Origin of the sequence: Chryseobacterium sp. MYb328, from assembly GCF_037572595.1 — a bacterium.
Classification (GTDB): Bacteria; Bacteroidota; Bacteroidia; order Flavobacteriales; family Weeksellaceae; genus Chryseobacterium; species Chryseobacterium pennae.
This window is the reverse complement of record NZ_JBBGZQ010000011.1, coordinates 47010-73379: the sequence shown is the minus strand read 5'-3', so window position 1 is coordinate 73379 and position 26370 is coordinate 47010. Positions and strand designations below refer to the sequence as shown.

Sequence of the window (26370 nt, the reverse complement as noted above, 5' to 3'; positions counted from 1 at the left end):
AAGATTTTTAACACCTCCAATTATTCTCCAAAACAAGGTATTACACATAGCATTATCAATCAATAAGGTATTACAATTAATACATATAAAGCGGAAACCGAAAAGCTAACGAGTAGGTAAATTTTAAATTTTTTAACCATGAGCAAAAAGCTTACAAAAAAGTTAACTCTTAAAAAAGAGAAGTTATCACAATTGAACTCTGACGAAATGAAGTCTGTAAAGGCAGGAAAATTAGCATTCACATCTATTGCTGACTGTACACACTGGACATGTACAGCCGGAAGTACTAGATCTTCTAATGCATGTATCTGCGGATCATTCTAAATCAGAACATTTTACAAAAGAAAGCTACTCCCCAGGGAGTAGCTGCTTTTAAAAGCTTATCATGGCAAAAAAATTAAAAATAGGTCTTTTAGAGTTTGGAATCAGAGAAAATTCACTCAACAATTCTAAAAAGTCATTATACGACATCATCGATTATGCTACAAGAGCAGACGAAATTGGTTTCTCAAGATTCTGGGTTACTGAAAATTATTTTTCAAAAGCACATGATATGGCCTGGTCTACTCCTGAAATGCTACTTCCCATCTTATTAGGATTAACAGATAAAATAAAAATAGGAATTGCAGGAATTATTCTGCCTCTGCAAAGTCCATTCAGAGTAGCTCATAATTACAAACTGTTGTCCAGCTTATACCCAAAAAGAATAGATCTTGGATTTGTAAAAGGTTTGGTTGGTGAATATGATTTTCAATACTTTAATGCAGGTGTTGATAAGGATACCTACTATTCATCTTTCCTTCCAAAACTGGAATCTACTTTAAGTTTCTTAAGGGAAGAAAGTGAATTTCTTAAAAAAGATTTAATTATTCCACCTTATAAAGGTAATATTCCTGATGTATGGTATATGGGCTCTTCACATTCCGGATTGAATGTGTCTTTACAGCATGATCTTAACTTTGCAAGATCTATATTTCATGTAGGATCCAACAAAGACTATTTAAAAGAAGAGTTACAAAACTTTAAAGCAGAATACAAAGCAAAACATGGAAAAGAACCTTCAATGGTATTGACCTTTTCTGGCTGCTGTCATAAAACAAAACAAAAAGCAATAAAAGTTGCCAAAAGCAGTACCAATAATGATTTAAATAGTATAAATCTTATCGGAGACGGAAACTTTTTTCATGAAAAACTTCTGGAGTTCAAAGAACTTTATGGATACAATGAATTTATCTTTAATAATATCTCCAGAACACACAAAGATTCTTTAACCGCTATCGAAATATTAAGCCAATATGTATAAAGATAAAATTGATTTTTTTCTAAACGAAATTTCAAAAAAATGCAATGAGGACAAAGCTGAAAATATTACCTTCAGCCTGGGCAGTAGTTATTATTCATTATTTTACCATGAGGATGTAGAGATTGAAAGAGTTGAAACTCTCATCGACCTGGCTTCTGAAGCTCCTTATTATTCATTTGCCAGTGGCAGTCTGGCGGTAACCTATTTTATGAGGCTTTTACATACTGCCGACATTATTACTGATGAAGATATTGATGCAATAGAAGAAGATTCTATCGAATTTTTCTTAGAATTACTAGCTACCTGTGTAGACAAAAAAGAATATGATTTATTCACAGGTCTTATTGGATTAGGTCTTTATTTTATTGAAATTCAAAGATTTGACACAGTAGCAAAAATAGTGTCATATATTGACCATTTAAAACATGAACAAAACAATTCATTTTTTTGGATTGATCATATAGTAAAAGAGGATAATATCTGCGATCTTGGCCTGGCACATGGTTTACCATCCATCATTTCTTTTTTAGCAGAATGTTATCATAAAAACTGTGAGAAAGAAACTTGTGAGAAATTAATCAGAGGAACTGTTAACTTTCTTATAAACCTCTATGAAGAAAATAAAAATGCAGCTCATATATTTCCTTCCAAGATAAATGTGGTTACCGGTGAAAAACAATTAGCAAACAGGCTGGCATGGTGCTATGGCGATTTAGGTGTAGCGCTCAGCATATGGAAGGCCTATACCGTTTTGCAGGATGAAACCCTTAAAGATATCAGCCTTTATATGGTTTTAAATTCTGCAAAAATCAGGTTGGATAAATCAGGCGTATTTTCTAGTACAACACATGATTGTATCGACACAGGAATTTGTCATGGTACATCGGGAATATCACATATTTTCAATAAATTTTTCAAAATTTTTCACCGAGAGGAACTCAAAGAAGCTCACGATTACTGGATGTCTATTACATTACAACAACTGGAAAAAGGAATAAAGTTCCCTTATGATCCTAAAAATGATGTATGGGTGGAGCATACCGGGCTTCTGGAAGGTATTTCCGGAGTAGGAATGGTATTATTGGATTATCAATATCCTGACAAAGCTAAGGATTGGGATAAAATTTATTTAATGAACATAGGATGAAATACAACGATATAGAAAGATTAAACTTTTATGTACTGAGAACTCCTTCGTTTCCACAAACAAGTATTGAAGAGTGGGAAAAAGATATCAATACAGAGAGTTTCCGAAAAGCCATTTATCTATCTTCACCAGACTTATATGACCAGCTTATTCTTTGGGATGAAAAAAAACTTCCAAAGGAGAAAGTTGATAAAATGAAAAAATCATTACTTAAGTATTGGCTAAGAATACATTTCAGAACAATTCCATTTGGCACCAATGCCGGAGTAAGCATGGGACAGTGGGATGATCATACCCTGATAACATTGGATAAAAAACAGGATAAAGTGCATGCCAGATTAGACATGCAGGTTATCCATGATATTGTTGAACTATTAGAGCAAAAAATATTTATAAGACAATCCTGTAAATTCTATACCAACAATACGATATACAGCACTAAAAACAAATATCGCTATATTGAGCCTTCATCAAAGGTTGCAATGCTGAATTATGAAGTTATTTCTACAGAAAAAAATAAATACCTAAACTCAATTATAAAAGCCTGTCAAAGTGGACTAAAACTTTCATCCATCATAGAGATATTGGTTAATCAGGATATTTCTTATGAAGATAGCTTTGACTACATCAATGAACTTATCGATTCAAAAATTCTTGTCAGTGAACTTTCTCCAAAAGTGACTGACAAACATTTTCAGGATTCCATCTATCAGTTTTTAAAAGAAATAAAGATCCCTGCTTCAAAAAATAATAATGATGATGTACAGCTTATAACTAAGCTCATTTCCATATTTGAAATTGTACAGGAAGTAAATAAAACCCACGAAATAGGTAATGCTATTGATAAGATTTACCAAATCTTAAATACCATAGGAATTATAAGCAACAAGAAAAACATTCTTCAAACTGATTTATTAAAAGGCAATACTTCTAATTCACTTCATAAAAATATCTTTAAAGATTTTAAAAAGGTAATTTCCTTAGCTTTTCAAATTGGAGCAGAAGACACTATTGAGGACCTGGAAAATTTCAAAAAAGCATTTACAGCAAGATACGATCAGCAGGAAATTCCTTTATTATTAGCACTTGACCCCTTATCAGGTATCAATTATCCATTACATTCGGATCACGACACTCCTGATTTGATTGAGGGAATTCAGTTTAAATCTGAAAACACTTCCAATGTAGTTCGAGGATCTCTAAAATGGAATGAATTTTTAGGTAAAAAATTAATTGATGCTGTCCAAAACAATCATCATTCAATACAGCTTACACAGGATGATTTGGCACCATTTTTACATGAAAATAAAAATGTTCCGTTTTCAATGTCTTCGCTCGTACAAATTTATGAGGATCAGGAAAAACAACCTATCATTTTCAATAAATTCACAGATGGACCGTCATCATCAACGTTTATCGGACGTTTTTGTCATCTGGACGACCAGTTGGAAGAATCTGTAAAAGCAGCTTTATTGCAGGAAGAAAATTTCTTTGAAAATCAAATCATTGCCGAAATTGCTCATACTCCACAACCAAGAGTTGGAAATATTCTTCTTAGACCTTGTTTAAGAAAATACGAAATCCCAATTCTTACTCCTCATAGCACTGGTAGTGAACCAATTTATCTGAATGATCTGATGATTTCTATCAAAAATGATAGAATTATCCTTCGTTCTAAAAAATACAATAAAGAAGTTATTCCAAGTCTTTCGTCTGCTCACAATTATAATTTACATAAAGTACCTCTTTATCATTTTCTTTGTGATCTCCAGTATCAAAATGTTAGTCCTTCTTACTCCTGGAATTGGGGCATGTTTACCAATTATGACTATCTTCCAAGGGTCATGGTCAATAATGTTATTTTATCAAGAACATCATGGCAACTGTCTTATGACAAAATTTTTAATGGAAAACAAGCATCTATAAACATTTTCAGAGATTATTTAAAGGAAAGGAAAATTCCTGAGATCTTTACATTTGCAGAAAGAGATATGGAGCTTCCTGTATTTATGAATGAGGATGTGTCTCTGGAAATATTACTTGATCATCTTAACAAGGAAAAAAACATACGTGTTTTTGAAAGCCTATCTCATCAGTATGAAAGCATTGTAAAAGATATTGATGGAAATAAACACAGTAATGAATTTCTCATTCCATGGAATAATATAAGCAGTAAAAAAAATAAAATACTGCCACTTCCTACTGTTAAAAATATGGTAATTAGAAATTTCGTTCCAGGAAGCGAATGGCTTTTCTATAAGATCTATTGCAGCCCAAAGGCTACCGATCAGATTATCAAAAATGTCATTTGTAAATTTGCCAATAACCTTATTAAAAAAGGGATTATCAAAAAATGGTTTTTCATGCGATATAGCGATCCGGATCACCATATCAGACTTCGTTTTTTAACTTCATCTGAGAATCATAACATTTCAAATCAGGTTTATCAGCTGCTTGATAAATATTTGACTCAGGAAATGATCATCCATAAAATCGTTATGGATACCTACAACAGAGAGATCGAACGATATGGAGAATCTACTATTGATCACATGGAAAGTATTTTCCATTTTGACAGTGAATGTGTTTGCAGTTTATTAAAAGAAGCAGAATTAACAGAAACAGTTACCTGGAAATTCGCCATTGTAGGAGTTGATAGAATCCTGGATGATTTTGGCTATAACCCAACTGAAAAGAGAGATATCATGAACCAGCTAGCCCATGGATACAGCAATATGGTGGATGAAGATTCTAAAACAGCCCTAAAAGATAAATATAGAAACAACAGAAGCGATCTACTCAATCTTTTGACGGAAAATAATGACTTTAATAAAATAGTAAACATCAGGACAAAAAAAACTGCCAGCTATATTGTTGACATTAGAAAGCTACAGTCTGAACAAATGGTTAAATCGTTAGTAATAAGCTACATTCATATGTTTATCAACAGAATGTTTGCCTCAAAACCTAATCTCTATGAGTCTATTTTGTATTATTTTTTACACAAAAGTTATGATTCATTATTAAATATGAAAAAACTGACATAGAATGACTAGAATTGCTTTAATAAACTGTTATTTCGGGAAAAGCTGGCCCTCCTATTTCGACCATTTCTTGTTCAGTTGCCAATACAATTCGGATGTAGACTTTTTAATATTTACCAATCTGGAAGCCCCTTTTCATATAGCCAATGTTCATTTTATAAAAATCAAAGATCTAAGTGAATTCAGTAAAATTGCCAGTGAAAAACTGAACCTTTCCATCAATATTTTAGATGGCTATAAATTATGTGATTTTAAACCTACTTATGGTCTTATTTTTCAGGAGTATTTGAAAAATTATGACTTTTGGGGATATTGTGATATTGATATTGTTTTTGGTAATATCCGATATTTTATTACCGAGAAAATGCTGAAAAAATATGATGTGATATCGCCTCTTAAAAATTATCCTGCGGGATTCTTTACTTTATTCAGAAACAATGAGCAATGCATTAATCTTTTTAAACAGAGTAAAGATTACGCTCATATTTTAGAAAATAGACGACACTTTTGTTTTGATGAATGTAACTTTGAATTTATCCTTATTCATACCAAAGACATCACAGATATTGCTACTGAAATTGAAAGCTTTACTCTTGTTTTAAGAAGGCTTGAACTTCAAAAGGAAATTAAGTATTACCATAAAGATATAGTACAGGAATTCACCTATTCAGAAGTAGTTCATCATTGGATAGAAGGAAATATTATTAATAGTATAACTGAAAAGCAATACCTATTGATTCATCTTATCAATGTTAAAGACAATCCGTATTTCTTTATTGATCCGATTAAATTTAAAGGCAATTTTTCAATTTCTCCACAGGGCATTCATTATTCATTCAATAAGTTCACTTATTCTTTAAACAAAATAAAAGAAAAAATAAAGGAAAACAAGAGACAGATCTACTACAGTCTTTTATTGTTCAAATCGAAGCTTGTTTCTTACCCACAGAAGCAACACATTAATTTTCTTGAAGAACAATCATATAAAATTGGAAAATCCCATATTACATTTTATCCGCAAGATCAGAACAAACTTATCATTATCAATGTACTAGAAAAAACTCTTCATTACAATCAATTTTCTCTTTATAAGCTTAAAGATAATCAGTGGATAGGAAAAAGTAAAAAGGTAATTAGTACGATTGATTTTCATTTTAAAAATGAAGAAAGTATTCCTTATAAAATAAGTATAAATAATACCAGAAACCGTATCAGCGAAAATGCATACTATATCTATTAAAAACTATCCGCATTTATGATTGAAAAAAATAACCACTTAATCTCTTTTAATTTTTTGCTGAAAAAGTTTATACAACAAAATATAAAAATCAGGAAAATAAAAGACTACCATATTCCAGTAGAAGATTACAACTTTTTCAGTTTTTATAATATATTAAAAGATGATTTTGACATCGAAGCTATGGTAGTAAAACTGGAGCATGAAGAGCTGGAGGAACTGCCCTTTCCTGCTATCGCATTCCTAAAAATCAATGGTGGCAGTTTTGCTCTGGTTAATGATTATAAAGACGGAAAAGTGTATTGGGAAAATAAAGAATTTGGAAAACAGATCAATACATTCAGCCTCTTCAAAAGAATAAGTGATACTGTATTTCTTATTTCTTAATAGGTATACTTATCAAATCGTATAAAACAAAAGGTGAACAAATAATGTTCACCTTTTTATATTGTTGGATATGTTACAAGTTATTATAATTCTTTTCTTAACCTTGCAACAGGAATATTGAGCTGTTCACGATATTTTGCAATCGTTCTTCTGGCAATATTATAGCCCTGTTCTTTCAAGATGACTACCAAAGCATCATCTGTCAATGGTTTTCTCTTATTCTCTTTACTGATCACTTCCTGAAGGTGGGTTTTAATCTCCTTAGTGGAAACCTCTTCCCCATCATCATTCGTTAAGCTGTCTGAGAACAGATCCTTAAGATAAACAATACCATTGGGAGTATCTGCATATTTACTTTTTACTACCCTTGAAATTGTAGAGATGTCAAATCCGGTAATATCTGCCACATCTTTTAAAATCATCGGTTTCAAAGATTTTTCATCACCTGTGATAAAATAATCTTTCTGGAACTTTACAATAGCTGTAATCGTCTGTAATAAAGTATTCTGACGCTGATTAATCGCATCAATATACCATTTCGCAGCATCCAGTTTCTGTTTAATAAACAAAGCTGCCTGTTTATGCTCAGAAGAATTTTTATCGTGTGAGTAGGTAGTAAGAATATCTTTGTATTCTTCAGAAACCCTTAATGTAGGTGCATTTTTGCTGTTAAGCATAGGAATAACCAGCCCATCTTTCACCTGAATGACAAAATCCGGAATAATTTCCTGATTGATGGTAATGGTTTGGGTATCAAAATTTCCTCCAACCTTCGGGGAGAGTTTTGAAATTTCGTCCAAAGCATCTTTCAGATCTTCTTCTTCAATATCATATTTCTGGATAATTTTGTTATAATGCTTATTGGTTAAGGCATCAAACTGATATCTCAGAATATTGGCAGCTAAAGAAACAGCTTTATCTGAACTTACTTTCTTCTCGATCTGTAATAATAGACATTCCTGAAGGCCTCTTGCTCCTACTCCTGAAGGATCTAATTTCTGAACATAATTTTCCAGGATATCATCTACCTTTTCTTTTGTGGTATAGATTCCCTGTGAGAAAGCAAGATCATCCACAATAGATTTGATCTCTCTTCTCAGATATCCGTCTGTATCCAGGTTACCGATCAGGTATTCTGCAATTTTCAGGTCTTCTTCACTGATATTGACAAGGTGAATCTGTTCAGTCAGATAATCATATAATGACTGTCCTTCAGTCAGAAGGCTTTCATTGTCAAATTCTTCATCATCCGGAGAGTAGTTACTGGATGCAGTTTTATAGCTTGGTTCGTCGTCGTAAAGATATTCGTTAACGTCGAAATCTGTTTCAATGCTTTCTGTACCCTCATCCTGATAAGCATCTTCCAGGGAAGAATACTCATCTTCCTTAGAATCCTCCTTTACAATTTCCAAAGCAGGGTTTTCTTCTAACTCTCTCTCCAACTCCTCTTCAAATTCAAGAGTATGAAGCTGAATAAGCTTCATCAACTGGATCTGCTGAGGGGCCAGCTTCTGTCCTAATTTGAGTTGTAAGTGTTGTTTAAGCATATTAATATTGGCGTTTTAACATAACATATTCTACGAATTTAATAAATTTATTTGACAAAAAATACATTTAGCATGATTTTTGCTTTATACTTTTTACATATATAAACTATTGAAAAATAAAAAAGCCTTAAACAATTGTTAAGGCTTTTTTTTTATAATTCTAGAATTCAGCGCTTTTCGGGGTTCTAGGGAAAGGAATTACATCTCTGATGTTTGTCATTCCTGTTACAAAAAGAACTAGTCTTTCTAATCCTAAACCGAAACCTGCATGTGGTACAGAACCGAATTTTCTAGTGTCTAAATACCACCAAAGTTCATGTTCATCTACATGCATATCTGCCATTTTCTGTTTTAAAACGTCTAATCTTGCTTCTCTTTCAGATCCACCGATGATTTCACCGATGCCTGGGAAAAGAACATCCATTGCAGCAACAGTTTTGTTGTCTTCATTCAGCTTCATATAAAAAGCTTTGATTTCTTTCGGATAATCAAACAATACAACCGGGCATTCAAAGTGTTTTTCAACCAAAAATCTTTCATGCTCAGACTGAAGATCTGTCCCCCAGCTTTCAACTGGATAAGCAAATTTTCCTTTTTTGTTCTCCTTAGAATTCATTAAAATCTCGATAGCCTCTGTATAGCTTACACGCTTAAAACGTTTAGCAATTACATTTTCAAGTTTCTCGATAAGGCCTTCTTTTGCTCTTTCTTTTTCCGGTTTTGTCTTTTGTTCTTCAGCAAAACGGTTGTCTAGGAACTCCAGATCATCTTTACAGTGATCCAATACATACTGGATTACATATTTTAAGAAATCTTCTGCAAGATCAATGTTATCTTCAAGGTTGTTGAAAGCAACTTCCGGTTCAATCATCCAGAATTCTGCAAGGTGTCTTGTTGTGTTTGAATTCTCTGCACGGAAAGTAGGTCCGAAAGTATAGATTCTTCCTAATCCCATAGCTGCAGTTTCTCCTTCAAGCTGTCCAGAAACCGTAAGGTTGGTTTTCTTACCAAAGAAATCCTGTGCAAAATCAATTTCCCCCTCTTCAGTTCTTGGCATATTGTTCAGATCAAAGTTCGTTACTCCGAACATTTCTCCTGCTCCTTCAGCATCAGCTCCAGTAATTACCGGTGTATTGATATAGAAGAACTGGTTTTGGTTGAAGAATGAGTGAACGGCAAAACTTACTGCATGACGCACTCTGAAAACAGCTCCAAATAAGTTTGTTCTGAATCTCAAATGTGCCTGCTCACGAAGCTTCTCCAGGCTATGTTTTTTAGGCTGAAGGATCGTACTCTGAAGTTCTTCTGTAAAGTTATCTCCTAAAACAATAATCTTTTTAGCAACAATTTCTACAGACTGTCCTGCTCCCTGACTTTCCACTACTTCACCAACTACTTTAAGAGAAGAAGCTGTGCTAATATTCTTGATGATCTCTTCATCAAAATTTTCGAAATCAACAACTATCTGCAAATTATTAATCGTAGAACCATCATTAAGAGCTATAAAGCGATTTGCACGGAATGATCTTACCCATCCGTAAACTGTAATGTCATGATGTAATACTTTCTTGTAATCCTTTAGGATTTCTTTGATCGTTTGCTTTTTCATTTGTTGATAATAAATTTTTGTATAAAAATTAATGGTTGCAAAGTTACAAAAAAACGGCGCAACTTGATGATTGCGCTGTCTTTAAAAATCATTTATCAATTATTTAATGCTTCAGTTGAAGAAAATGGTCTTTTTTCTTTGCTTTCCCTTCCTGATTTTCAGGTCATGGTAGAAGCTTGGAACATCATATTGCCATTGGGGAAGAAACAGAATGATCAGGATAACATCTATATGCGAAATCAACCCTAAGATCACAGCTAAATCAAAGGTCCAGCCTGCTTTCTGAAAACCTATCAGATAGGTAAAAGCCAATAAAAGACTCAAGCCCCACATTTTAGCTAAAAAAGCATGGGTGCAGGTTTCTTTTCCAAACTTCCAGATACTTATGATATAACATAATGCTTCCATGATGAAGATCAGCAGAATGCTTTTCCATTCATTAATAATCAGATCCGGATTCAGAAAATAAGAAGCAAATCCTAATGAAAGCCAGAAAACAAGATCGGTCTGGCTATCCATCCTTCGCAGTTTTTCTGAGGAAATACCAGCTTTACGGGCAATAATCCCATCAAAAATATCGGTAAACAATCCAAAATACATTAGAATCAGAATATATTGACGTGCTGATTCTCCTACAAAATATCCCAGATACAGAATCACCAATGCTGTAATAAAACGGGGCAAGATCAATAAATAAGGTATATTTTTCATGATTATTATTTTCAATTAATTCTCCTGTATTTTTCTGCATAATTGATTGTATACCCTGCCCAGAAAAAGAATAAAAAAGCGCCACTGTTATCATAATAATCCTGAATCAAGAGATTATGATCTTTTGTTACCCCTATTCTTGACTGAAAATTCTGACAGCCTCCAAACAGATAAGGAATTTCATCACATTGAGAAGTGAAATTATTTAATAAAAGCAATCCTTTCTTAAGCCGCGCTTTATAGGTAAAAGTATATATAAGACTATCCTCTTTTAAAAGCATAAATCGTATTTCAAACGTTTTATCTTTAGCTAGCGGCATTGATTTTATAATAAGCTTATTAACATTTTTCACCCCTCCCTCTTTCACATTCAGCATTTCTCCAACGTTTCCTGTTGCATCAGATTTTACATTGCTATTTCTGATATGCTCATATCCTTTATATTCATACTGACCATCAATCATCTGAACATTTTCTTTCTTTAGCTCCGAAAGATCATCCTGAATCATTTTTCTGTTGAAACTCACACATGAGCTCAAGCTCAATACTACACCTGTAAAAACAGATATTAAAACAAGATTTCTCATGGTTATTTGTTTGTTTTTTGTTTCTTAAAATTCCAGTTGACAAAAGGTAGTTTCCGCTTTCCATTTTCGTTCCATGCCCCGATCTGAATCCCGCAGAAGTCTTTGCAGCTGTTGTAAAGCCCGATCTGAAGGCCCCTGCATTTTTGTCCAACATTCGCAAACGGCGCCACAGAAACACCTATTATTTCATGATGCAGATTATACAGCGGTGAAACAGCCACTCCATTCGTTACGGCATATGTATTTATATTACTCGAAACATTAATTTCCAATCCATTCGTAACTGCTGGTTCCATATTAACCAATGATAACTGAACCCCATTAATCTTATTCATTTTATTTTCAGGGGCAATTTCATAGTCATTGTTCAGGCTTCCTTTACTCAAAGCGTCGGGCAAATTAAAAAACAATAAAAAGGGATAAAAAATGCCAATCATATTAAAGCCCATCCCCAATCCGTTTACTTTTTTAGGAGCAAAATTTCCATCTTCTTCAAAATATTTAAATAAAACTCCATTAATATTTTTCACTTTTTTTGAAGGTGAAAATCCAAAAAATCTGGGTTTTAAAGAATCCACTTTTATCGTGTCTGAAGCATAGAACAGACTACTGAATAAAAGAATTGGTATTAAAAAAAATTGTGCTTTCATAGCTCATGATTTTAAAATTATGTTTCAAAATTATCAGCAGAAAACGCGAATCTCAATGTGAAAAAAAATTAAAAAAAACATTGAATTTGTGAAAATCGCAAAACAAACATCCTTTTAAAAGCTCAACAGTGTAAAAGCATACAGGGAAACCCCCATTAAAAAACAGGGAAATCCCTAATCAATTTATAGGGGTTTTCTCTTTTGTCTTCCCTTGGGTATTGTGATATTTGATATAGCTATCAATAGATGTCACAAATATCATTTTTTAATTCAAACAATTGTCAATTAAATTTTGTGAGCACAATCAGATAGAATTAGTAAAAAGGCATTTTGCCAATTTTAATTTCATATTAAAAAATAAATATTATGTCAGAATTATTACGAATTTTTACAACAAGAGCTGTTGAGATGCTAAGTCCTAATGATACTCAATCCTTTGGCATCCAGTCTCATCCCGAAAACTATCAGTCAGACAGATTTAAAAACTGGCAGATGTTATGCAGGGAAAATAATGTAAGCACACTCAATATGGAAATGAAACAGTTTTTACAAAGCAAAGATTCCATAAAAAAAGCAGATGATCTCGGTAAAGAATGGAAGAAGGCAATTGAAGGCCTTAGTTCGGTACGAAATACACCTGATAAAAGCAAGATCTACAGCATTATTAAGGAAGCTGGGTTAGACACGGTTTTTGCAAAAGATAAAAAAGATAAAAGTCTCTATTTTACACAAAGAACAGCAATTTCCGATACAATTTTGTGCTTGTCGCAGCTTAAAAATTTAAGCCATCCTTCCAATATGGATTATCTTTCAGTTTTTACCCTGATGACCTTTGTAGAAAGATACTATGATTTTAACATGAAACTGCCGGATTATAATATTTTGAAGTATTTTGACAAACGGGTTTTACTTCCTTCCTGTTTTTTAAAACTTGATCCCTGCAATACCGAAATACGCTCTGCCGAGTTTCCTTTTTTGAATGTGAAGGACTCTCTCACCGAAACCAAGATTCCAGGCTGCATCAATGAAAAATGCACATGTAAAGTAAATGATGACTGCGTACCACAAAGTAAATGCTGTGCCAAACCCAGAATTGACATTATTGATTTGATGATTGTTAAAGACTACACAAAATCTTATCAGGCAGGAGATTTATCTTATATAAAAAATGTGTTGGAAGGAGAAGAGCTAACCACTAAACACAGACGCCTGGAAAGAACGGAAGAACTTGTGGAAACCGAAGAAGAAATAAGACAGTTTGAAGAAAAATATCTGCAAACCGAAGATAAAGCCTCTTTACAGAAAGAGACAGAAAATATCGTAAAACAAGATTCGGCTTTTGAGGCAGGTGTTACTGCCAATGCAGACTGGGGAACCTATAAACTACAGGCAGATTCCAAGTACAGTAATAACCAAGCCAAATCATTAACGAATAAAGAGATTGTAAACTCTTCCAAAGAGGTTATTGACCGTGCTACCAAACAGGTTGAAGAAAAAGTAAGAAAACTGATTTCCACTAAAAGACTTTTCGAGACAGAGGAAATCAATGAGCATTCTTTCAATAACGTCAGCGGAGGCAATATTTCGGGACAGTATCTCTATGTAAATAAATTATCAAGAGCACAGGTTTATAACTATGGAAGAAAGGCCGTGATTGATCTGGTTTTACCTGAACCTGCTTCTTTATACAAAAGGCTTTTTGAAACTAAATTCCAGGGAACAATACCTGTAAAGCCTGTCGCTCCCGATATTAAGCAGGAAATGATTACCCCCGAAAATTACAAATCTTTGATTTCTAAATACGGACTTAAAGATGTACCTGCTCCTCCGGATTTTTTCATAGAAACTACAGTCCCTCTGGAAGGCGAACCGGGTGATCCGAAAGGCAAAAACAATAAATCCGGGTCATGGACCTCAGCATTTCCCTGCAACATTCCTTCCGGTTATGCAGGAATCAGCATGCGTGTGGTTAATATTCGCCTGAATTACAATGAAGGCGGCGGGGTTTCTATTAACGCGAGCTTAGGACCTAACGGCGACAGTATGTGGCACCAGGACGGAGGACTGAATAATCTTGGAAATATGGTACCATTACCGTCTATAGAAGGGACGCAAATGGTAAATGTGCATGCCTGGGACGTCACAAATTTTAAATGGGATCTGATCGTAAGATGCAAATTAAAAGACGATGTCAAGGAACAATGGCAAACGGCAGTTTTCTCCAAAATTACCGAAGTTTATAATAAAGCAATGGAAAAGTACAATAAAGAATTTGCTGACTATCAAAAAGCCAAAGAAGAATTTGAACTGAAAGAAGAAGAACTGAAAAAAGAGCGCTACAACAAAAACCCATTCATTAACAGAGAAACCGAAAAGGCTGAATTGAAAAGAATGGTCATCAGTTATATTTCATGCCAGTTTTTTGACAGGTTTGATGCCATGAAAAACAGAGTTGAGCCATGTGGATATCCCGAAATGAATATTAAGGAAGCAGAACAGCAAGGGAGATTTATCCAGTTTTTTGAGCAAGCTTTTAATTGGAACCTGATTACTTATATTTTCTACCCTTACTTTTGGGGAAAGAAATGCAGCTGGTCCGAAAAACTGAAAGAAGAATCCAATGATCTGATCTTTAAAAAGTTTTTAGAAGCCGGAAGCTGTAGGGTTATGGTTCCTATAAGAGACGGATATTTCGATTATGTTTCTCATTTTATAGCTTACGGGGAAATTTGGGGTGGTACAGGTATTCTTCCATTACCTAATGATCCACATTATGTTTCCATTGCCCAGGAAATAAAGGAACAAAAAGAAAACTTTTATTCAGACAGAGAGGGAGGGCTGAGTGTAACCAATGCCTCAAATATTGTAGTGCTGAGCAATACTGATCATTATTGGGATTATTACGGTCCGGGAGTAAGTGCATTAAGAATCAATGCCGATATTGACAGAGAGATAGTAATAGACTGCAAAGTGTACAGAATCATAAGCATTACAGAAGATACATCTGTATCTGCACATACTTCCTGGTTGATCACACTCGAACGAAACTACGAAGGATCTACAGCATCTGGCCTTAAGTGGTCTACGGGAGCTGTTTTCATAGGTGCTCCCTGGGAATTTATTACGCCAACCACTTTAACTTTCTTACGGGATAAGTCTAAGTGCTTGCCAAGTTATCCATTAAAAAATTGTTCAGAATAAACAGATTATGGGCTACGATACATTCGCAAATCCAAAAGGAGGGTATTCAGGAGCTGCTACCAATGCAGCTCCCACATACCAAGTTACTCCCCGACCACCTGCTATAGTTCCTCCAACAAAAGGGAAGCCAGGAGAATTTACAGAAAAAAATGTGTATGAAGGAGTGGGCAAATTTCATGGGAATCATTTCAGAGGATATTTCAGCTATATTTCCAATCCTTCCCGGGATCAGATTATAAAGATGAATAAGCATTTATTGGAAAATTTTTGTCCCATATTTTCGGTATCAAATGTTGCAAAGGCAACTACAGGAAAATATAAATTTAACTCAAAAGAAACCATTGCATTTCAAATGGGGGGAACTATTAAAGTATTCCCTGATCTTCCCCAATTGGATTTTTTAACAGCAGTAATCCATACAGACTGGGTGGCCATAGAAAAAGCATCAGATTCCCTGAGTCTTTTCGCTACTACTTTAAAACGGGAATGGATTGAAAAACAGGAATCTGATTTGTTTTCAAATTTAACCAAAATAGCATCTTCTCTGGGTATAATAGATAAGGCAAAGGCCTTTGAGATCGTGAACAATATCATTGATGTTAACCAACGTCATTTTTTAGCAGGAAGAAGGTCATGGGCCATCGGGTTTGACCATTCGGTAAACTTGTGGTATATTGAAACTGCGGCATTTGAAAGAAGCTCGGCGTGCGAATTTAATTTACTGGATAAATACGGAAACCTCAGACAAATGATAATTGATCTGTGGGTTAACCAAATCAACAACTATTTCAACGTTTTAAAAAATACAACAGGCATAATGGCGAAAATAGCAGGTATCCCAGCAAAAGTAAATGGTAAACCGGTTAGCGAATATGCCGATTACCATTACAGCAAAAATGTTTTGTATAAAATTACTGAAGAAAAAACAGCTACGGCATTATTAAATACTCCATGGTACTCAAAGTGCCTTTCCAGGCATCCGGGATTAACCAAAGGTTTATGAAAGTTTAGTTTATTTGAAATTATCTACATATTCCCCTCAATAGTAGGTATAAGAAAATAAAAAAATATTACATTTGTGAAAATCACAAGTCATGCATCAGGAAGCTTTACTAAAAGAAATCCGAAGAAAAATTGGTGATAAATCTTTGAATGATGAGATTGCCAATATTCTTAATATAAGCTATGATGCAGCCCATAGAAGGACTTCACTAAAGGCAAAATTCAGCTTTGAGGAAGCGCTTGAGCTTGCCAGATATTATCAAATATCATTGGATCAGTTTCTGGGTACAGAAAATCAATTGGTCGTTCAAAGAACACAACCTGTAAAAACAACTGATGATCTTTTGAATTACTTTGAAAACTCTCTTAAAATTCTAAACGTTTTTCAGGATATTACCAACTCCAAAGTCTATTATTCAGCTAAGGATATTCCGTTTTTCTATACCATTTCGGATTCTGTTTTGTCCCGGTTTAAGTTTTATGTATGGATGAATTTACTGAATCAGGATAAGTTTTTAAGTCCTTTTCACGAGTTTAATATGGAATATCATTCTGTAAAAAATGAAATGCTGAAAGACCTTTATGGCAAACAAAATGTAACTGAAATATGGAATGACACTACGATTATGAGCGCTTTGAGGCAAATTTCGTTTTATTATGAAATGGGATTGTTGAAAAAAAATGATGCTGACCTGATCCTTGATGATTTAAGAAGATTACTCGAACGATTGGAAAATAAAACTTTGGAAAAAACTAATTTCCAGATATATGTCAATGATTTAGTAATTTTGAATAATAGTATTTTATTTAAGAATGAACAGCAATGTTCCTTTTTTATCCCATTCAGTATGTTTGGATATATGATGACCAATGATAAAATAACCTGTGAAGATTCACTGAGCTATTTTGAGCATCAGATTAAAAACTCAAAATCTTTGAATGAATCCGGAAACAGAGAAAGGAAAATATTCTTTAATAAAATGTATGAACAAATTGACCGGTTAAAACAAAATCTATCATGAACAGTCTTTGTAACGGCGAATATTTTGGGGAAACCAATCAAATGATCAATTTAGAAGGATTAATTATCACTGATACGGAATATACCCATCCTTATGTAGACTGGCATTATCATGAAAATGCTTACTTTACTTTTCTCCTTCAGGGCAGTATGACAGAGGGAAACAAAAAAGAAACATACGGATGCTCAGCCGGAACATTATTGTATCATCACTGGGAAGATCCACACTATAATATTAAACCGGATATTTTTACCAGAGGCTTCCACATCGAAATCACTCAAAATTGGTTGGAACGGTTTGACATTCAGAAAAACAAAGTTGAAGGAAGTTTCAATATAAAAAATCCTGCCTTCAAATTATTGATACATCAGATCTTTAAAGAAACAAAAACCAATACTACATCTTTCGAACTGGCTGTAAATCAGTTACTGCTGCATCTTTTCAGTCAATTAACCCATGAGAGGGAAATCAAAGACAGAAAACCATTGTGGGTAGGTCAGATTAATGAGATCTTACATGAAAACGTTGCGGAAACCCTAAATCTGGCTGAGCTTTCTAAAACGTTGAACATCCATCCTGTTCATTTAAGCAGAGATTTTCATAAATATTTCCATTGTAATCTGGGAGAATACCTCCGGAAACTAAAGATTGAAAAATCGATAAAACTTCTCAATTCGTCATCTTCTTTGACGGATATTGCTCTAAACTGCGGTTTTGCAGATCAAAGTCATTTCATCCGGTGTTTCAAAGAAAATATAGGGATCACACCATTGAAATACAGGAATCTCCTGAAAATCCGCTGAAATCTTTCCAAATAAAATTACCATTCACGATTTGGATACATCATTCTCCGATTCGGCTACATTTTCATTTGGGTAAGTTTTCATCTTTGTACCATCATTTAAACAAAAAATTATTTAAAAATGGAAACAAAAAAAGTATGGTTCGTGACAGGGGCTTCAAAAGGCTTAGGATTCGAATTGGTAAAAAAATTATTATCCGAAGGATTTCAGGTTGCTGCTACCAGCCGTACCGTTGAATCCCTCATTTCTACCATTGGAGAAACTTCAGAAAACTTTCTTCCGCTCAGCGTCAACATTACAGATAACGATGATATAAAATCCGCGATTGCCAAAACCGTGGAACATTTCGGCAGAATTGATGTAGTTGTCAACAATGCCGGCTACGGACAAATCGGAACTTTGGAGGAACTTACTGATGAAGAAGCAAGAAAAAATTATGCTGTGAATGTTTTCGGAACCTTAAATGTGATCAGAAATGCCATGCCCTATCTCCGTGAGCAAAGATCAGGAAACATCTTCAATATTTCTTCTGTTGGTGGATATTCTGCTAATTTTCCAGGATGGGGAATTTACTGCTCAACAAAATTTGCTGTTGCGGGATTTACAGAGGCTCTGGCTGAAGAAGTAAAAGATTTTGGAATTCATGCTACAGTTGTTTATCCTGGTTATTTCCGTACAGATTTTTTAACGAAAGACTCTGTGAAAACTCCGGCTAATCCTATTCAGGCTTATGAAGCTGCAAGGCTTTCCGAGCAGGCTCATCTTAATGAAATTAATGGAAACCAGCCCAATGACCCCAGAAAAGCAGCTGATGTGCTCATCCAGATCAGTAAAGAGAAAAATCCCCCTGTTCATTTATTATTGGGTGTAGGAACGATGGAATTTCTCAATAACAAAATTGATATCTTAAAGAAAGATGCTGAAAAATGGGAAAACCTGACTGTTTCAACAGCAATTTAGTAACATCAGGATATCGATCAACTCCGTTCGTTCTGAGCGGGGTTGATATCTTTCTGAAACAATACGTTATACTTTTACAAAAACAATTAAATTAGCTATGATGAAACAACCTGTCCGTTTTAATTCTATTACAGATTTTCATGCTTTCTGTAGTCTCCCCAGTCCTGAGCATCCTCTGATCAGTCTGATAGATTACAGTAAAGTACATTATATTGTGGAAGATGAAGAATTGAAATGGATTCAGAATTTTTATTCAATTGGGTTGAAGAAAAATGTCAATCCTAAATTCAATTATGGGCAGCAACAATATGATTTTGATTCGGGAGTATTGTGTTTTGTTTCGCCACAGCAGTTTTTAAGTCTGGAAATCAGGCAGGATATCCAGGTAGAACCCACTGGATTTTTATTGCTTATTCACCCTGATTTTCTTTGGAATACATCATTAACAAAAAAAATAAAATCTTACGATTTCTTCAGCTACCAGGTAAAAGAAGCCCTTTTTCTTTCAGATAAAGAAGAAAAAATAATTGTTGAAATTTTTAAAAATATTGAACGTGAATATCAGTCGAACATTGATAAATTTACACAGGAACTGATTATTGCACAGCTTGAATTACTGCTGATTTATTCTGACCGTTTTTATGAGCGTCAGTTTTTTACCCGAAAAAAATCAAGCCATGAATTGCTCCATAAATTTGAAGAAATTCTCTCCGGATATTTTGAAAGCGGAAACCTTATAGAAAATGGAATTCCCTCTGTAAAATGTATAGCTGAGCAGATGAATATTTCACCCAATTACCTGGGAACCTTACTTCGTCTTCATACGCAGCAAAATACACAGCAGCACATTCAGAATAAATTAATTGATTCTGCCAAAGAACGTTTAAGCACCACAAGTTTATCCGTGAGTGAAATTGCATATGAACTCGGTTTTGAGCATCCACAGTCTTTCAGTAAGCTGTTTAAACAAAAAACAAATCAGTCACCCGGAGAATTTAGAAAGCTGTTCAATTAGAATACATGATGATAAAATAGCAATGTTAATTTCATTCTATTTTACTGTAAAGAAGTTTATTATTTTTGTTCAAATACTTCTTGCTATGAGACCAGCTCTATTATTGATCTTTATTTTCATCTTCTATCTTTACCAGGGACAAAATAAAAATATAGTCAATCCTGAAAAAATTGAGAATCCGATTCTGAAAAAATATTCCGGAAAAATTGTTTTCCTTAACAAAACTGTTGCCCTTGAAAATCTGAAAGATTCAGATTTTATTACTTCTTCAACGTTTCAGGAAAATGGTGACCTTGGGATTCATGCTTTTTTTGACAATTCACTGATCAACTATCTTCATCAGCTTGAACCCAATTGGACCGTAGAAGAACTTCTTAAAAAAGGAAATTTTCAATTTTCATTCTATGTTGATGGAAAACCGATCTACACAGAAAATCTCAATGCAGGTGCCGGAACTCCAGAAAATAAAAAGATGAAAACCACATTAAGAATTCCTCTTCTCAGCAGTAAGAATGAAGATTCATGGGGAAGATATTTATGGATGCGCTTTTATAGGGGACACGATGGAATTGATGCACTGACAGACGGAAATCACGCTTTAAAAATTGAAATTCGTCCTTATCTGCATACAGGAAATATAATTACAGGACCTATTATTGCAGAACGGCAAATCAATCTTAATGTTCCTCAAAAAAATATTTCAGAGCAACAGACAGCTGTTCAACTTATTCAACCTAACCACGAATGGAAAATCTCCAAGGAAAAATTGAATACTGAAACGATCAGAAATCTGAATAAAAAAATTGCAGAAGAAAGATTCAAAAATATTACAAGCATTGTTGTTATTAAAAACGGAAAGCTTCTTCTGGAAGAATATTTCAATGGGTCCGGAAGAGACTCTTTGCAGGATACACGTTCGGTTGGAAAAACATTTGCTTCTGCATTGATGGGAATCGCCATCCAAGAAGGTTTTATTAAAAACGAATATCAAAATCTGAAGGAATTCTATGATTTAAAATCATTTGAAAATTACTCATCCCGAAAAGATAGTGTTACCATCAAAAGCCTGTTAACGATGAGCTCCGGTTTTGAGGGGAATGATCAGGACTCTGAATCTCCAGGAAACGAAGAAAATATGTACCCTACCGATAATTGGGTAAAATTTACCCTGAACTTACCTATGACTGAAAATAAAATCGGGAAAAACTGGAATTATTTTACCGCTGGAGTTGTGGTAACAGGTGATATTTTAGATAAGTCGCTTCCCAAAGGACTGAAAGAGTATGCTGATCAAAAATTATTTCAGCCTCTTGGAATCAAAAACTACAAATGGCAGTTTACTCCTCAGCAAAAACCTTCTTTAGCAGGTGGTCTGCGGATGAGAGCCCTAGATTTTGCAAAATTCGGACAATTATATAAAAATAATGGGATCTGGAATGGAAAAACGATCTTAAATATGAATTGGATAAAGAAATCTTTTACGAACTACTTTACAGACGACAAAGATTTTGAAGGCTATGGATATTTGTTTTGGAGGAAAATTTATAAAATGGGAAACAAAAATCTGGAAGCTTATCAATGCAGTGGAAATGGCGGAAACAAGATTATTATATTTGTAGACATACCAGTCGTAATGGTCATTACAGCCACAGCATATAATAAGCCTTACGCTCATTCACAGGCTGACAAAATAGTAGAAGAATATCTTTTACCTGCCTTAATGATGGGTAATGAATAATTTCAAAAAAATAATGATAGAAAGAAAATAATAAATGAGACGGAATGACTGTTACAGCAACAAACAGAGTTATTCGTCTTTCTTAGAAGGAACCAGAAAAACATCAATAAGACCTTCAGGAAGTTCCATTTTGATTGTTCTTTCGTCTCTGTCAACTTCAAGAATCCAGTCTTTGATCATAGGAATTACCACTTCTTTTCCGTCCAGATTGGTAACGAAATACACCTGAGCCGTCTGATCATTTACAGATCTAATCACCCCACAGTTGTTATCATTTTCATCAAAAATTTCAAATCCAATGATTTCGTGGTAATAGAATTGTTTTCCTGAAAGTTTAGGTAATGAAGCCAGAGGAAGGTAAACACTTTTGCCTAAAACCTGGTCTACCATTGCTTCAGAAGAGTTTTTGAATGCAAGGTTCAGAGCATCTAATTTGCTCCATGATGATTTTTCAATAAAAAATGGAACCAATAATCCGTTGATTTCAACGAATATTGATTCCAATTTATTGTAAAGCTCAGGCTGGTCGGTATCCAATTTAAGAATAACGTTGCCCGCAAGTCCATGTCTGCGTGTTATTTTCCCCAACAAATAGCAATCTTCTTTACGCATAACCGGAAATGTTCTTAAGCTTCAGTGTTTTCTTCAGTTTCAGCAGCAGCTTCTCCTTCTGTAGCAACTTCTTCAGCAGGTGCATTTGCAGCTTCTAAAGCAGCTTTAGCATCAGCATCAGCTTGTGCAGCAGCAGCGATTCTAGCTTCATTTACTTTTACTTCAGCTTCTAAAGCAGCTTTTTTAGCATCAGATTTAGCAGTTGCTAAACCGTCAACTTTACCTTGCACTTTAGATTCTTTAGTTTCTAACCAAGTATTAAATCTTTTTTCAGCTTCAGCTTGATCAAAAGCTCCTTTAGCAACACCACCTTGTAAGTGTTTTTTGTAAAGAGCACCTTTGTAAGATAAAATAGCTCTAGCAGTATCAGTAGGCTGAGCACCGTTGTTTAACCACTGTACAGCAGAATCAACGTTCAACTCGATAGTTGCTGGGTTAGTAATTGGGTTATAAGTTCCTAGTTTTTCGATGAATCTACCATCTCTTCTAGCTCTAGAATCTGCAACCACGATGTGGAAAAAAGGTTTTCCTTTTTTACCGTGTCTTTGTAATCTGATTTTTACTGACATAATGTTTGAATTTTACGGGAACTCGTCCCAGTTAAATATTTAAGAGTGCAAAGATAAATAAAAATTCTAATCTAACAATCTAAAAATGTAAGATTTTCTACCTTTTCTTATTTGTTTCCGTCAAAGGACTCTTCCCTGTTGTTCAAACGAAGGGTATAGATATTGGTTTCCTCATCCAGAACAATCTCATCATACTGAATAGGAAGTACAGTCTTACCTTCAACATTTATGATTCCAAACTTTTGATTGAGTCCTACAATAAAATATTTTGCTGTTTTATAACGCAACAGATATCCTTGACCACTTCTCTGTTTATAAAAGCGCCCGATAGTGTCTATAGAATCATACATAAACGTTGTTATTTCTCTTCCATCCTTTATCAATCCCCATTTACGGTCTATGGATGCCATTATCACATTATTATAAATATTGGGATAAGAATATTTATCTGTTAAAGATGCTCCATTCTTAAAATAAAAAGTCTTCTTTCCTGAGCTGTCACTTAAAACAAGCGTAAAACCATTGTTCACAACAAGATTGTTTTTTGTTTTTAAGGCAAGTTTATATTGGTTATCAGTATCAAGAACGTAAATGTTTTTTCTCCCTTATCAACCGATACGAAGGTATCATCTGATATAAAGTTCACTTCATCCACCGCAGTTGGCAAAATAACTTTATCCAAATAAAAAACGTTAGTCTTTCCAGATATTGTAAGGCTGTAACGGTCTTTACCTTGTTCCCAAACCTGGTCATATTCAGCTTTCAACAATACCCCTTCCCTATTCCTGATTCCTAGCTTGCTTCCTTCTGAAAATTGGTAGGTATTGAAATTAGGCACAGATATAGGAATCTGGGCAGAAACAGGTTTACATATCATTGCTCCAAACAAGACAAGAAATAATTTTTTAACCATAAAAAATTCAATTAATCTAATCTTCCCATATAGAAAAGTCCCAGACATTTCTGATTTTCCTCTATCGTCAAAGATTCTTTCAAATGGTCAACAATTTTAGGAGAACTCCAGTAACAGCCGATGTTATTAGCCGTACAACTCAGATACATATTTTGTACCGCCATAGAGGTAGCAGCAATTTCTTCCCATTCGGGAACCATTCCGCTAAAGTTCACTACAATAGAAACAACTACATTGGCTTTATTGATTTTAAACCCTATATCATTATATTTTTTCTCAAGGAATAGCTGCTCAGGTTGAGTGGTTTTATAGATAGCCTGCATCTCTGAAGCCAGTTTTGCCTTTTCCTCTCCTTTGAATATTTTGAAACGCCAAGGCTTAGTACGCTTATGATTGGGAGCCAAAGTTGCTGAATGTAAAATTTCATCAATAACCTCCTGAGAAATTTCTGCATCAGTATAATCTTTCGGAAAAATACTTCTTCTTTGCTCTATGATTTCTTTTAAAACTTCTGCTTTGTTCATAGAAGCAAAAATACAACATGTAAGTTAATTTCCGGGAGAATAGAATGAGTTTTTGATTTGGGATTCGGGGTATGAGGTTTTGAGAGAGAGTTTTATTGTTGGCTGGGAAATTGTAAAAGTCAATGCTGAATAGTCAATTCACAGCGCCTGTCAATTTTTATGTACAGCCGTGATTTACTATTCACTCGCGAAGCAAAATTCACTATGGACCATAAAAGCCTACAACACTTCCACTATCTTCTGGTGAATTTTGTTTAATGTAAACTCATCTCCGGCTTTCATTCCCATTATTTTTTTGGCCATGGGACTTTCAGGAGAAATGGCATAAAACCTGTCGCCTTCAAAGAAAAATTCGCCTAATGAAACTGAAATATAAAAACGGGCTTTATTCGTGATTACTAAAGAGCCCAACTGAACACGTTCCGTTGCACTGTTTAAAACCTTTCCCATGTTTAGTCTGAGATCATTTAAAGCACCTAGCTGTCGTTGCATCTGGTAGATCTCCTCCTGCATTTCTTCCCGCATACTGTCATACTTCGGTGTTTTTTTGATGTCACGGCTGGCCTCCAGAGTAAATTCGATGAAATTTTTAAGTTTTTCAATTTTTTCTGTTATCGTGTTTTTGACAAAATCTCTGATATCACTTTTTTCAAATACAATCTTCTCCATAGAAATCGTTTCTTTATATAAAGATAATATTTTTTAAAAATAATTTATACTTTTGAAAGTATAAAAACTAAAATAGAATCATGTTTAAAAATCCTTTCGCTTTTGAAGGAAGAATTTCAAATAAAGAATATGCACTCACTTTATTGATTGATTTTGGAATTACCACAACACTTAAATTTTGTAAGGGAATCGTTCCTCCTTTATTATTAACTGTTTCAATCTTTGTACTTATTCCAGGACTGCTTTTTCTGTTGGCTCAGGGAACCAAAAGATGTCACGATATGGGTGAAAGCGGCTGGTATCAGTTAATTCCTTTTTATGGTTTTCTGATGCTTATCAACGAAGGAGATACGGGAAAAAACAAATATGGAGAAGCTCCTGTTCAATAAAAAAGCCCTGTAAAATATTTACAAGGCTTCTTATTTATTTTTCTGATAATTTCTTCAGGTCATCCAGGCCCTGTCCGAACATTTTATCCATATTGCCATCCATCATAGGTTTCATGATTTTCATCATCGCATTCAGTTCATTATCTATCATCCAGGTTACTTTTGTCCCATTCCCTTCAGGAGCCAATACAATATTACTTTTAGCATTTCCTTCAAAAGGTTTTATGAAATGAAGCTGAGTCGCCAATTTTTCATTGGGTACTGTTTCTATAATAGATTGTTCCCCTTCACTGTCATCTCCTTTCCAGTGATAAGAATCTCCCATTTTATTACCCTCTCCGGAATAAGTGATCTTTACATTTTTTATTTCTTTCGAGAAAGGATCCCACATATTATATCCTTTTAAAGATCCTGCATACTGCCAAACTTTTTCTTTGGGAGCATTAATGACAATAGATTTTTCATAGTGATAATCTTTACTGAAAGCCAACATGGCAATGACAGCATATGCAATAAACAACAGAATGATAATTCCGATCAATTTTAAGAGTGTTTTCATAGTCTATATATTTAAGGTTATTTATTTCAAAATGAATCTCTCATCTGTTTTCAAAATTAAATATTCTGACACCATCCCCTCTTTGCATAGGACAAGATTATTTAAAGATAAGGCATTTTTGTCATACCTTGGCTTTCAGGCATTATTTTTGAGCCTTTCAACCGGGATTCTC

At 34.2% G+C, this 26370-nt stretch carries 26 protein-coding genes; 14 read left to right on the top strand and 12 right to left on the bottom strand.

Annotated elements, in window-relative coordinates; all coding sequences use genetic code 11:
* Window positions 1-138: 138 nt before the first annotated feature.
* The 6 genes from WH267_RS12625 to WH267_RS12600 all read left to right on the top strand — a co-directional run bounded on the left by WH267_RS12625 (window position 139) and on the right by WH267_RS12600 (window position 7118).
* A complete protein-coding gene (locus tag WH267_RS12625; RefSeq protein WP_115970152.1) occupies window positions 139-324 on the top strand; it encodes a class I lanthipeptide in 186 nt (61 codons plus the stop codon).
* Window positions 325-385: 61 nt separating this feature from the next.
* Window positions 386-1303 carry an LLM class flavin-dependent oxidoreductase gene (locus WH267_RS12620; protein WP_115970151.1) on the top strand — a complete coding sequence of 306 codons (918 nt, stop codon included), beginning with the start codon at window positions 386-388 and terminating at the stop codon, window positions 1301-1303.
* Window positions 1296-2450: a lanthionine synthetase LanC family protein gene (locus WH267_RS12615; protein WP_340008665.1), complete on the top strand. Its 1155-nt coding sequence runs from the start codon at window positions 1296-1298 to the stop codon at window positions 2448-2450. The genes WH267_RS12620 and WH267_RS12615 overlap by 8 nt, the downstream gene beginning before the upstream one ends.
* Complete coding sequence (locus tag WH267_RS12610; protein ID WP_340008663.1) at window positions 2447-5497, top strand: lantibiotic dehydratase; 3051 nt, start codon at window positions 2447-2449, stop codon at window positions 5495-5497. Before WH267_RS12615 ends, WH267_RS12610 begins: the two co-directional genes overlap by 4 nt.
* A gap of 1 nt (window position 5498) precedes the next feature.
* A complete protein-coding gene (locus WH267_RS12605) occupies window positions 5499-6734 on the top strand; it encodes a DUF6625 family protein (RefSeq protein WP_340008661.1) in 1236 nt (411 codons plus the stop codon).
* 15 nt (window positions 6735-6749) lie between these two features.
* Complete coding sequence (locus WH267_RS12600; RefSeq protein ID WP_115970147.1) at window positions 6750-7118, top strand: cysteine peptidase family C39 domain-containing protein; 369 nt, start codon at window positions 6750-6752, stop codon at window positions 7116-7118.
* Between the two features lie 83 nt (window positions 7119-7201).
* Here WH267_RS12600 and rpoN read toward each other — a convergent pair whose 3' ends face one another.
* From rpoN to WH267_RS12575, 5 genes are all read right to left on the bottom strand, one after another.
* The gene (gene rpoN / locus WH267_RS12595; RefSeq protein WP_115970146.1) at window positions 7202-8665 is read right to left on the bottom strand and encodes an RNA polymerase factor sigma-54; all 1464 of its coding nucleotides are present in this window, start codon (window positions 8663-8665) and stop codon (window positions 7202-7204) included.
* A gap of 160 nt (window positions 8666-8825) precedes the next feature.
* Complete coding sequence (gene asnS, locus WH267_RS12590; protein ID WP_115970145.1) at window positions 8826-10274, bottom strand: asparagine--tRNA ligase; 1449 nt, start codon at window positions 10272-10274, stop codon at window positions 8826-8828.
* A 111-nt stretch (window positions 10275-10385) separates the two neighbouring features.
* A complete protein-coding gene (locus tag WH267_RS12585) occupies window positions 10386-10985 on the bottom strand; it encodes a CDP-alcohol phosphatidyltransferase family protein (RefSeq protein ID WP_340008654.1) in 600 nt (199 codons plus the stop codon).
* A gap of 11 nt (window positions 10986-10996) precedes the next feature.
* A complete protein-coding gene (locus WH267_RS12580) occupies window positions 10997-11572 on the bottom strand; it encodes a hypothetical protein (RefSeq protein WP_340008652.1) in 576 nt (191 codons plus the stop codon).
* A 2-nt stretch (window positions 11573-11574) separates the two neighbouring features.
* On the bottom strand, window positions 11575-12222 hold the full coding sequence (locus WH267_RS12575; RefSeq protein WP_340008650.1) for an LA_2272 family surface repeat-containing protein: 648 nt from the start codon (window positions 12220-12222) through the stop codon (window positions 11575-11577).
* A 366-nt stretch (window positions 12223-12588) separates the two neighbouring features.
* Between WH267_RS12575 and WH267_RS12570 the strand changes: the two genes are divergently transcribed.
* The 7 genes from WH267_RS12570 to WH267_RS12540 all read left to right on the top strand — a co-directional run bounded on the left by WH267_RS12570 (window position 12589) and on the right by WH267_RS12540 (window position 21963).
* A complete protein-coding gene (locus WH267_RS12570) occupies window positions 12589-15423 on the top strand; it encodes a hypothetical protein (protein ID WP_340008648.1) in 2835 nt (944 codons plus the stop codon).
* A 7-nt stretch (window positions 15424-15430) separates the two neighbouring features.
* A complete protein-coding gene (locus WH267_RS12565; RefSeq protein WP_340008646.1) occupies window positions 15431-16426 on the top strand; it encodes a hypothetical protein in 996 nt (331 codons plus the stop codon).
* 91 nt (window positions 16427-16517) lie between these two features.
* Window positions 16518-17447: an XRE family transcriptional regulator gene (locus WH267_RS12560; protein WP_340008644.1), complete on the top strand. Its 930-nt coding sequence runs from the start codon at window positions 16518-16520 to the stop codon at window positions 17445-17447.
* Window positions 17444-18250 carry a helix-turn-helix domain-containing protein gene (locus tag WH267_RS12555; RefSeq protein WP_340008642.1) on the top strand — a complete coding sequence of 269 codons (807 nt, stop codon included), beginning with the start codon at window positions 17444-17446 and terminating at the stop codon, window positions 18248-18250. Before WH267_RS12560 ends, WH267_RS12555 begins: the two co-directional genes overlap by 4 nt.
* A gap of 120 nt (window positions 18251-18370) precedes the next feature.
* Window positions 18371-19210, top strand: a complete 840-nt coding sequence (locus WH267_RS12550) for an SDR family NAD(P)-dependent oxidoreductase (protein WP_340008640.1) — start codon at window positions 18371-18373, stop codon at window positions 19208-19210.
* Between the two features lie 100 nt (window positions 19211-19310).
* Window positions 19311-20225 (top strand): helix-turn-helix domain-containing protein, encoded by a 915-nt coding sequence (locus WH267_RS12545; RefSeq protein WP_115970231.1) that lies wholly within the window; start codon window positions 19311-19313, stop codon window positions 20223-20225.
* An 85-nt stretch (window positions 20226-20310) separates the two neighbouring features.
* Entirely contained in the window at window positions 20311-21963 is a 1653-nt protein-coding gene (locus WH267_RS12540; protein WP_340008639.1) for a serine hydrolase domain-containing protein, read from the top strand.
* 69 nt (window positions 21964-22032) lie between these two features.
* On the opposite strand, the gene rimM is transcribed toward WH267_RS12540, so the two are convergent.
* From rimM to WH267_RS12510, 6 genes are all read right to left on the bottom strand, one after another.
* On the bottom strand, window positions 22033-22575 hold the full coding sequence (gene rimM, locus WH267_RS12535; protein ID WP_115970133.1) for a ribosome maturation factor RimM: 543 nt from the start codon (window positions 22573-22575) through the stop codon (window positions 22033-22035).
* 14 nt (window positions 22576-22589) lie between these two features.
* Complete coding sequence (locus WH267_RS12530) at window positions 22590-23144, bottom strand: 30S ribosomal protein S16 (protein WP_115970132.1); 555 nt, start codon at window positions 23142-23144, stop codon at window positions 22590-22592.
* Window positions 23145-23251: 107 nt separating this feature from the next.
* Window positions 23252-23674 carry a WG repeat-containing protein gene (locus tag WH267_RS12525; protein WP_340008635.1) on the bottom strand — a complete coding sequence of 141 codons (423 nt, stop codon included), beginning with the start codon at window positions 23672-23674 and terminating at the stop codon, window positions 23252-23254.
* A gap of 20 nt (window positions 23675-23694) precedes the next feature.
* On the bottom strand, window positions 23695-24057 hold the full coding sequence (locus WH267_RS12520; RefSeq protein WP_340008633.1) for a hypothetical protein: 363 nt from the start codon (window positions 24055-24057) through the stop codon (window positions 23695-23697).
* A gap of 11 nt (window positions 24058-24068) precedes the next feature.
* Window positions 24069-24581 (bottom strand): nitroreductase family protein, encoded by a 513-nt coding sequence (locus WH267_RS12515; protein WP_115970130.1) that lies wholly within the window; start codon window positions 24579-24581, stop codon window positions 24069-24071.
* A 219-nt stretch (window positions 24582-24800) separates the two neighbouring features.
* Window positions 24801-25250, bottom strand: a complete 450-nt coding sequence (locus tag WH267_RS12510; protein WP_340008630.1) for a hypothetical protein — start codon at window positions 25248-25250, stop codon at window positions 24801-24803.
* Window positions 25251-25330: 80 nt separating this feature from the next.
* Between WH267_RS12510 and WH267_RS12505 the strand changes: the two genes are divergently transcribed.
* Window positions 25331-25639, top strand: coding sequence for a DUF805 domain-containing protein (locus tag WH267_RS12505; protein WP_115970128.1), 309 nt, complete (start codon window positions 25331-25333; stop codon window positions 25637-25639).
* Between the two features lie 34 nt (window positions 25640-25673).
* Here WH267_RS12505 and WH267_RS12500 read toward each other — a convergent pair whose 3' ends face one another.
* Complete coding sequence (locus tag WH267_RS12500) at window positions 25674-26198, bottom strand: SRPBCC family protein (RefSeq protein ID WP_340008627.1); 525 nt, start codon at window positions 26196-26198, stop codon at window positions 25674-25676.
* Window positions 26199-26370: the final 172 nt, after the last annotated feature.